This is a genomic window from Cupriavidus sp. 01L46 (assembly GCF_056399905.1).
The window spans coordinates 1-2,089 of record NZ_JBFTSF010000537.1 but is presented as its reverse complement, the minus strand read 5'-3'; the positions used below and the strand labels follow the sequence as shown (position 1 = coordinate 2,089).

2 protein-coding genes are annotated in these 2,089 nt (G+C 43.4%); both read left to right on the top strand.

The annotated features are described in order from the left end of the window. Window positions 1-853: DUF6625 family protein (locus AC1DS3_RS38055; RefSeq protein ID WP_477129297.1), on the top strand; the 853-nt coding region annotated here is incomplete at its 5' end. A gap of 8 nt (window positions 854-861) precedes the next feature. Continuing rightward, window positions 862-2,089: hypothetical protein (locus tag AC1DS3_RS38050; protein ID WP_477129296.1), on the top strand; the 1,228-nt coding region annotated here is incomplete at its 3' end.

Genomic DNA, 2,089 nt, shown 5'->3' with positions numbered 1-2,089 from the left:
GTACAAATACTCTCCGAACGTAAGATTCGTTTCTACATCATTCGAGGAATTCAGGGCGAAGGCTCAGGAGGCATTTGATTTTCCGTTGGAAATAGTGCGACCATACAAGCTTTGTGATTTAAAGCCATTTTATGGAAGAATTTTAAAAGATTATGTCGATGGGTATGATTTTTGGGGTCATTGCGATTGCGATCTAATTTTTGGTAATATAAGAAAATTTGCTACCGAAAAAATACTCTCGGCGTGTGATAAATTTCTTGGGCACGGTCATTTTTCATTGTATAGAACCTGCTCTTCGAGTTTCGATGAGGTTCTGAGTTTCACAAAGGTGCGCGGGAAATACGATTTTCGGAAAATTCTATCGGATTCGAAAAATTTCGCATTCGACGAATACGATCATGGTGGCATATCTTATGGATACCAGTATCTCCGACCCGACGTATTTTATTCTGGGTATTGCATAGGTTATAGAATCTACGATGATGTTAATTCTGAGATAACACCATTCCGTGATCTGGTMAAGGATGCGGATAAGAAGGGCCGTTCCGTAATCTATAAATTCGACCACGGCCGCCTCGATCGAATAATCGAGGAGAATGACCAGATTCGATTCGAAGAAACCCTATACATTCATATGATGAAGAGGGCCATGTCGGATAACGCGGTTCGTGTCGACGAGTTTCTCATAATACCAAATTCATTCATTCCAATGGTCAACGACATTGACAGCAATCTCGTCGGGAAGTTGGCGAGGTGTTCCGTAGATATGAGAAAGCTGAGATCGGATGCCAGGAAGTTTCGTGCTTGGTTGAAATTGGGGACTCGTATTAGAACCCTCTCGGCAGGGCGGTAGGGCGTCCTATGATCGACATTCTACTTAGGTTATGCCTCCCGATTGTTGCCTTCTATAGCATTCAGTCCTATGCGGCGTTTGCCATTGGCAATACTATTTTTTGGTGGGCTATTAATTCGATAGTGCTGGCATCATTTTTTTTAGTCAGTGGGCACGTTAAGAATTACTCGGTGCCAAGATCGGCCAAAGTCCTGCGCCTGTACTTATGGTGGAACGTGATAGCGATCTTGTGGGGCTGTTCTGTCGCGGAAAATTATTGGGATTGGAAGGGCCTTGCCGATAATGCGATGGCCCTATTACTCCCAATTTCCGCCTATTTGGCATTTAATAAAGACCGGCTGCATAGAATGCTGCGGGGATATGTGCGTTTTGCAATCCCTTCATTCATGTTTATTTTGGTTTATGCAAACAGAGGTGCTTACGGGTTTTATTTGGCGCTTGTGCCATTGCTGTTGCTGGCGTTGCCATTGATACAACGGAGATGGCAAGTTGTATTGTTGATTTTGGCAACACTGGTTTTATTTGCCGATTTTGGGGCGAGAAGTAGCGTAATTAAATTCTCGATTCCTCTTTTGCTGCTCCCACTGTATGTGTTCGCTCGCCTTCGATCTAAATGGATATTGGAATGGATACGTCTAGCGATATTCTTCTTTCCGGTATTCTTATTTTATTTGGGTGTTTCCGGAATTTTCAATGTTTTTAACATTGATGAATATATTGGAGGTCAATACGTTGACGCTTCTGTGGTGGATGGTCAGCGTGTTGATGAAAACCTTAAAGCTGACACCAGGACGCGCCTCTATCACGAAGTTTTGACGTCCGCAGACAAGCATGATAGTTGGTGGTTTGGGCGCTCTCCGGCACGAGGGAACGACACGGTCGTATTCGAAGACCTTAGAGAAATTTCGGGGCGAGCGGAACGCTTGAGGAATGAAGCGGCAATCCTGAATGTGTTCAATTGGACTGGAATTATTGGTGTTGCTTTGTATGGTTTAATATTTTTTGTTGCCTCCAGATTGGCGGTTGTCGCCTCTTCAAATATGTTTTGCAGATTGGTTGGTATATTTGTTGCGTTTAATTGGGCATATTCTTGGGTGGAAAACGGGAATATATTCAATCTAAATTATATTGGTATTTGGTTGATGGTTGGAATCTGTCTGTCTCCGGAGATGAGACGAATGAGCGACAGCGACATGCGATATTGGATCAGAGGCCTATTTGTGAGCGGAACAAAGA